Annotated in this window: 7 protein-coding genes and 1 tRNA gene; 4 read left to right on the top strand and 4 right to left on the bottom strand. The window is 44.7% G+C overall.

All coding sequences use genetic code 11. The features are described from left to right. Positions 1-311: 311 nt before the first annotated feature. Complete coding sequence (gene gcvH / locus QUA16_RS33235) at positions 312-701, bottom strand: glycine cleavage system protein GcvH (RefSeq protein ID WP_333108659.1); 390 nt, start codon at positions 699-701, stop codon at positions 312-314. Between the two features lie 60 nt (positions 702-761). Between gcvH and QUA16_RS33230 the strand changes: the two genes are divergently transcribed. Further along, positions 762-1,604 (top strand): alpha/beta hydrolase, encoded by an 843-nt coding sequence (locus QUA16_RS33230; protein ID WP_333108658.1) that lies wholly within the window; start codon positions 762-764, stop codon positions 1,602-1,604. Between the two features lie 170 nt (positions 1,605-1,774). On the opposite strand, the gene gcvT is transcribed toward QUA16_RS33230, so the two are convergent. The 3 genes from gcvT to QUA16_RS33215 all read right to left on the bottom strand — a co-directional run bounded on the left by gcvT (position 1,775) and on the right by QUA16_RS33215 (position 3,549). Further along, entirely contained in the window at positions 1,775-2,926 is a 1,152-nt protein-coding gene (gcvT, locus tag QUA16_RS33225) for a glycine cleavage system aminomethyltransferase GcvT (protein WP_333108657.1), read from the bottom strand. 193 nt (positions 2,927-3,119) lie between these two features. Next, a tRNA-Ala gene (locus QUA16_RS33220) sits at positions 3,120-3,192 on the bottom strand. Between the two features lie 153 nt (positions 3,193-3,345). Further along, complete coding sequence (locus QUA16_RS33215) at positions 3,346-3,549, bottom strand: hypothetical protein (protein WP_096832242.1); 204 nt, start codon at positions 3,547-3,549, stop codon at positions 3,346-3,348. Between the two features lie 201 nt (positions 3,550-3,750). Between QUA16_RS33215 and QUA16_RS33210 the strand changes: the two genes are divergently transcribed. The 3 genes from QUA16_RS33210 to QUA16_RS33200 are packed head-to-tail and all read left to right on the top strand — an operon-like array spanning position 3,751 to position 6,122. Further along, the gene (locus tag QUA16_RS33210) at positions 3,751-3,900 is read left to right on the top strand and encodes a hypothetical protein (RefSeq protein ID WP_333108655.1); all 150 of its coding nucleotides are present in this window, start codon (positions 3,751-3,753) and stop codon (positions 3,898-3,900) included. 53 nt (positions 3,901-3,953) lie between these two features. Further along, positions 3,954-4,541 (top strand): Uma2 family endonuclease, encoded by a 588-nt coding sequence (locus QUA16_RS33205; RefSeq protein WP_333108652.1) that lies wholly within the window; start codon positions 3,954-3,956, stop codon positions 4,539-4,541. Between the two features lie 54 nt (positions 4,542-4,595). Continuing rightward, on the top strand, positions 4,596-6,122 hold the full coding sequence (locus QUA16_RS33200) for a hypothetical protein (RefSeq protein ID WP_333108650.1): 1,527 nt from the start codon (positions 4,596-4,598) through the stop codon (positions 6,120-6,122). Positions 6,123-6,195 lie beyond the last annotated feature (73 nt).

Here is a 6,195-nt window from a genome sequence, read left to right as displayed (position 1 = left end):
GACAGTCCGACAGTCCGACAGTCCGACAGTCCGACAGTCCGACAGTCCGACAGTCCGACAGTCCGACAGTCCGACAGTCCGACAGGGGTTGAAACCCCTGTCTCATAGCTAAAGTCGTCTGAAGACGACTGTAGATTAAGCTGCACTTATCGGAACTCCTCGCCCAACTGCTTAGTATTTCAGTCGTCTTTAGACGACTTGTGCTATTAGCCCGGGGTTTCAACCCCTGGCGGATTGTGGAATTATCAACGAGCCCTATGCCCTATGCCCTATGCCCTATGCCCTATGCCCTATGCCCTATGCCCCATGCCCTATTCCCCTTCCACCATTTTGCGATACTCCGGGGCCGAGAAAGCCTCGTCTGCTTCGCTGGGATTGTCAACGCGCACTTTCAGCAGCCATCCAGCGCCATAGGGGTCTTCTGCCAAATTTTCGGGAGACTCTATAATGTCATCATTGCGTTCTACGACTATACCGGTAACTGGTGCTTTCAAGTCTTCAACTGCTTTCACTGACTCGACTGTACCGAAAGCTTCGCCCTTTTCCAACCCTGCACCGACTTCGGGCAAATCTAGAAACACGATATCGCCGAGTTGGTCAACAGCAAAGGCACTAATGCCGATGGTGGCAATTTCGCCTTCGAGTCGGATGTATTCGTGGGTGTCTAGGTATTTCAAGTCATCGGGGTATTTTAGTGCCATATCTTTTCTCACAATAAACAAAGTATCAAGTAAATCTTAGTGAACTATGGGCATCTATTGATGACTAAGTGGAACAAAAAAAATATTAAACGCTTGCTTTTTGGAGAATTTTCTGTCAAACGACTGATGCGCTCTATAATTTTTATTTACGCATTTCTATGTTTTTACGGTTTCTTTTTTTCAGAACGGCTAATTTTTCAACCTCCCCCATCTAGTCAAAGTGATAGCAGGGAAGTTATCAAAGTTAGCTCAGCTAATGGTGTGAAAATTTCTACTGTTCATTTTCCTAACCCGCAAGCTAAATATACCATACTTTACAGTCACGGAAATGCGGAAGACTTGGGCGGGATTTTGTGGGTACTCAGAGAGATTCGAGATAGTGGCTTTGCTGTGTTTGCCTATGATTATCAAGGTTACGGCACGAGTCAGGGAAATCCTTCTGAGTATAATACTTATCGTGATATTGAGGCTGCTTACAATTATTTAACCCAACAGTTGGGAGTACCTGCAAAGCAAGTTATTCTTTACGGGCGTTCTGTGGGCGGTGGGCCGACTATTGATTTGGCTTCGCGCCAAAAAGTCGGCGGTTTGGTGGTTGAAAGTTCCTTTGTTTCGGCTTTTCGGGTGTTGACGCGGATTCCGCTTTTACCCTTTGACAAGTTTGTGAATATTGATAAGATTGGCAAAGTTCGATCGCCTGTTTTGGTGATTCATGGTAAGTCTGATGAGGTGGTGCATTTTTGGCATGGAGAGCAGTTGTTTGCCACCGCCAACGAGCCGAAAGTGAATTTTTGGGTTGATGGGGCCGGTCATAATGATTTGATGGATGTGGCGGGCGATCGCTATGCTGCAACTTTGCGAAATTTTGCTAAGCTAGTAGATGAATCTTCTCGACCAAGATGAGCAACGGGCTAGAAGCCCGTTCCACAAGAACTCAATCAGTCCTCGACGCACTCCTACTAAAGAAACCGGGTTTTTTACCGAATCTGCGGTCTACAACGAACTATTTTCGTAAAAAAACCCGGTTTCTGGACCCATGAGGTAAGTCCTGAATTAAGGCTTACCTACTTAATCTAACTAGGGCGGTTTTGCGATTTATAAAATGGTTTTTTCACCACATTAGCCGGATAGTTTTTCCCGCGAATTTCGACTTCTAATTGCTGACCGATTTTCGCTAATTTTGCGGGAACAAATGCGAGGGCTACTGGCCGATTCAATGTAGGCGATAATGTACCGCTAGTAACTTCTCCTACTGTTTCGCCTTCAAATATTACCGGATAGCCGTGGCGCGCAATGTGCCGCCCCTGCATTTCTAACCCTACCAACCGCTTTGATACTCCACTCGCTTTCTGCTGTTCCAAAACTTCCCGCCCAATAAAATCGCCTTTGGTGTCGAGGTGAACAACCCAACCCAATCCAGCTTCTAAAGGCGTGATATTGTCGTCGATATCTTGACCGTAAAGAGCCATTGCTGCTTCTAAACGCAAGGTATCTCTCGCACCCAATCCGCAAGGAACAACGCCAGCAGCTAACAATTTTTGCCACAGTTCTTTTCCTACTTCGGCATCCACCATGATTTCAAACCCATCTTCGCCGGTGTAACCAGTTCTGGCGATAAAACTCGGCTGTCCCAACAGATTTGTTTCTAAGTGACCGAATGCCTTAATTGGTGTGAGGCTGTCTTCCACAAAAGGCTGGAGATAGTTAACAGCTTCTGGCCCTTGAATTGCAATTAAAACTTTATCTTCGGAGATGTCTGTAAAAGTGAGATCGCTCAATTCTAAGTGAGTGGTAATCCATGCTTTGTCTGCGATGCGAGTGGCGGCGTTGACAATGATTACTGCACGTTCTTCGCTAGTGATAGGGTCTGGTTCTTGGCAGTAGAAAATAATATCGTCTAAGATGCAGCCTTGGGCATTTAGCAAGACTGTATATTGAGCTTGACCGGGTTGCAAGCGGCTCAAGTCTGAGGGTACTAAGGGTTGAAATTTTTCTATTACTTGTTTCCCTCTCAAACCAAATTTTCCCATGTGGGAAATGTCGAACATTCCTGCTTGCTGGCGTACTGCTTGGTGTTCGCTGCTAATGCCTGCGTACTGTACTGCCATCTCCCACCCGGAAAATGGCACCATCCGAGCTTTGAGTTCTAATGATAGGTCGTACAGAGGCGTGCGGGCAAGTTGGCTCGGACTCTCTGGATTGTTGGGTTCAGTTGACTTTGCCACTGGTAGCGCTTTGGTTGCGGGTAGACTGTTTTGATTTTACGGGAAAATTGGTTTTCGCGGTGTGTGGCGCGATCGAATTTAATGACACGGCAATGCTGTTTCCCTACGACTAAGTACACGGCGATGAGGACACGGCAGTGCGGTTTCCCTACGAGTAAGGGTAAACGAGTAATTTATCCCTAATGTTGATTTATGGAGAATAGCGGGCTCGAACCGCTGACCCCTACAATGCCATTGTAGTGCTCTACCAACTGAGCTAATTCCCCTTTCTTTTCGCGCTCTCAATCATGCCTTAACTGACCAATATTTGTCAAGCTTTTTGGGGAAATTAGTTTTGAGCCTTCGGCTGGCAAGGCTTTCGGCTTTTTTTCCACAAAACTCTCCTCGCTTCTGGACAATGGTCAATCGCCTACTATCATTTAGTAAGTGTGTTGGGATATTTCGCTCAAATGGCTCAAACAAGACCCCATGAGGAAGTAGACGACTAGCAGAGCGGCGGCTGATACCGCAACTAGGGTGCCGGCTAGCATTAGTGAAAATTCCCGTTGCGCGATCGCCTCTTGCATTAAGTGCAAAGACCAGGCAACGAGGGCAACGTCAATTATTAAAATAGAAACCAGCATAAGTTACGATTTGTAACAGCTTACCTATTGTAACAAAACTTTTCGCTCCGTGCAGATAAGCTCACCTGTATTTAACTTTTGCTGTAAAACCCGGAGGGAGCAGCGGAAAGCTACTGAGAAAAAATGATAGCTTTTGGTGATAATTACAATATGCAAAGTAAATGAGAGCTAGCTCAGCTTTAGAGGTGGCGTTTTTGACTCTTGAGCGAGCGCTCACGCTTTTTTGAGGGGGTAGGGTGCGTTAGCGAAGCCCGCCCCTACGGGGGCTACGCCAACGAAGAGGATCGACCTTGGACTATAACTGATTTGATAGCAGTGCGATCGCACCCTGGCCCGATAGAATTTTGGTAAAATAGGTGTACTTTTAATTAAAATAAAATGAACGGCTGTTGAGGATATAAACTATGTTAACCCAAACTCAAAAACTCTACTCGCCAGAGGAATATTTGGCACTAGAGGAAGTGGCCGAGTCTAAAAGTGAATATATTGATGGCGAGATAGTTCCTATGACTGGTGGTACTCCAAATCATAATGATATTGCGGGCAATTTTTATGCTCATTTAAAATTTGCGCTCCGGGGGCAAAACTATAAGGTTTTTATCGGTGACTTACGGTTGTGGATACCGCGCTATCATCTCTATACTTATCCAGATGTGATGGTGGTTCAAGGCGAACCAGTGCTTTTAGACGATCGCACAGATACAATAATTAATCCTTTGATGATTGTTGAAGTTTTGTCAAAAAGTACGAAAAATTACGATCAAGGGGATAAGTTTGATTATTATCGCTCGATTCCTGAGTTTCGAGAATACATTTTAATCGATCAGTATAAATTTTATGTCGAACAGTTTGTCAAGACTTCGGAAAATAAGTGGCTTTTAAGTGAATACGAATCGGCAGATGCAGTGCTGGCTTTGTCTTCGCTGCCGTTTCAAATTCAATTGGGCGAAATTTATGAAGGGATTAGATTTGAAACGACTGCCGCTAGTTAGGATTTCACAACCGCTTTTTTGCTGTAAAATTAAATCGATCGCCTTTTCAACTTTATGACAAATCGCTCTACTCGCGCCCTTTTTCACAGCAAAACACTGAACACTGCTTTGCGTGCTTTTAGCTTTCCGCAAGATATGGAAGTGCGCCACCAAAAATTGGGAACGTGGATTGCTGCACTTAAAACGGGTACGTTAGACGAAGTTAAAGAAGTTTCGCTGCACGGCAGTTTTATTAATGATATTTTTCAGGATGTTTTGGGATATTGCTCGGTAATTCAAGGTGCGGGGAAAGCTTGGGAAATTAACGCGGAACAAACGATATCTGATGGCGGCGGTTCTGCTGACGGGGCGATCGGCTTTTTTACTGCTGCTGGCAATCCTAAAGGCACAGCCGTGTCCCTGCAAGGTAAAGTGATTGCTCCGATCGAACTCAAGGGAGCGAAAAATGATTTAGACCGTCCCGCATCCGGGCGATCGGAATCAGCAGTTGACCAAGGTTGGCGGTATGCTAATTATACACCGGATTGTCGCTGGATTATTGTCTCGAATTATCGAGAGTTGCGACTTTATCATACCAATAAAACTCCTGCTTATTACGAACAATTTTTTCTGACTGACTTGGCGGATATTGCAGCTTTTAAGCGGTTTTACTTTCTGCTGTGTCGCCGCAATTTTTTGCCTAAAAACCAAGAGCAAACAGGTTCTGTTATTGACAGACTGTTAAAAGACTCTGACGAAGCTCAAGAGGAAATCACCAATAAATTATATCAAGAGTACAAAGCAATTCGACTCGCTCTCGTCAAACATTTTCGCTTTACTGGGCCACAGGATATCCTCAACCGCGATCGCGTACTCATCGAAAAAGCTCAAAAGACTTTAGACCGCGTTTTATTCATTGCTTTTTGTGAAGATAAAGGGTTGCTGCCGCGAAACACCCTCAGCAACGCTCACGACCACAAAGACCAGTACAATCCTAGATTAATTTGGGAAAATTATCAATCTGTATTTCGCTGGGTTGATGTGGGAAATGATGACCCTCCTGTACCGGGATACAACGGCGGTTTATTTAAATTCGATCCGGTTTTAGACGCACAATTGACTGTGCCAAATCCCTTATGCAGTCTCCTTAATAAGCTGACCGGATTTGATTTTGATACCGAAGTTTCCGTCGATATTTTGGGGCATATTTTCGAGCAGTCTGTTACAGATTTGGAAGAATTAAATGCTGAAACTACCGGACAGGAATACAATCAGAAAAAAGGCAAGCGAAAAACTCAAGGTGTGTTTTACACGCCAGCTTTTATTACTCAGTATATTGTCGAGGTTTCTCTCGGTGGCTATTTGCAGCGTCGAGAGCAAGAATTGCGCGATTTATTCCTAATGGGCGAAGTTGCTGAAGTGTCGGTGCAGCCCCCAAAGAAAACTGCAATTAAGTTTTGGAAAGCGTATCGAGACGAAGTGCTGCAAAAAACGCGCGTCATCGATCCGGCGTGCGGTTCGGGTGCTTTTTTGATTGCGGCTTTTGATTATTTGATGCAGCAGTACGAAAGAGTCGATCGCGAATTGAATGCTTTGGGGTAAGTAGGTAGGCGTAAAAAAACCAAATCATGTTAAGATAAGTAAACACTCAAGATTTGATTTACAAAATCAACAA

The sequence above is a fragment of the Microcoleus sp. S13_C3 genome (genome assembly GCF_036700905.1).
Taxonomy (GTDB): Bacteria; Cyanobacteriota; Cyanobacteriia; order Cyanobacteriales; family Microcoleaceae; genus Microcoleus.
This window is presented reverse-complemented; position numbering and strand designations above follow the sequence as displayed.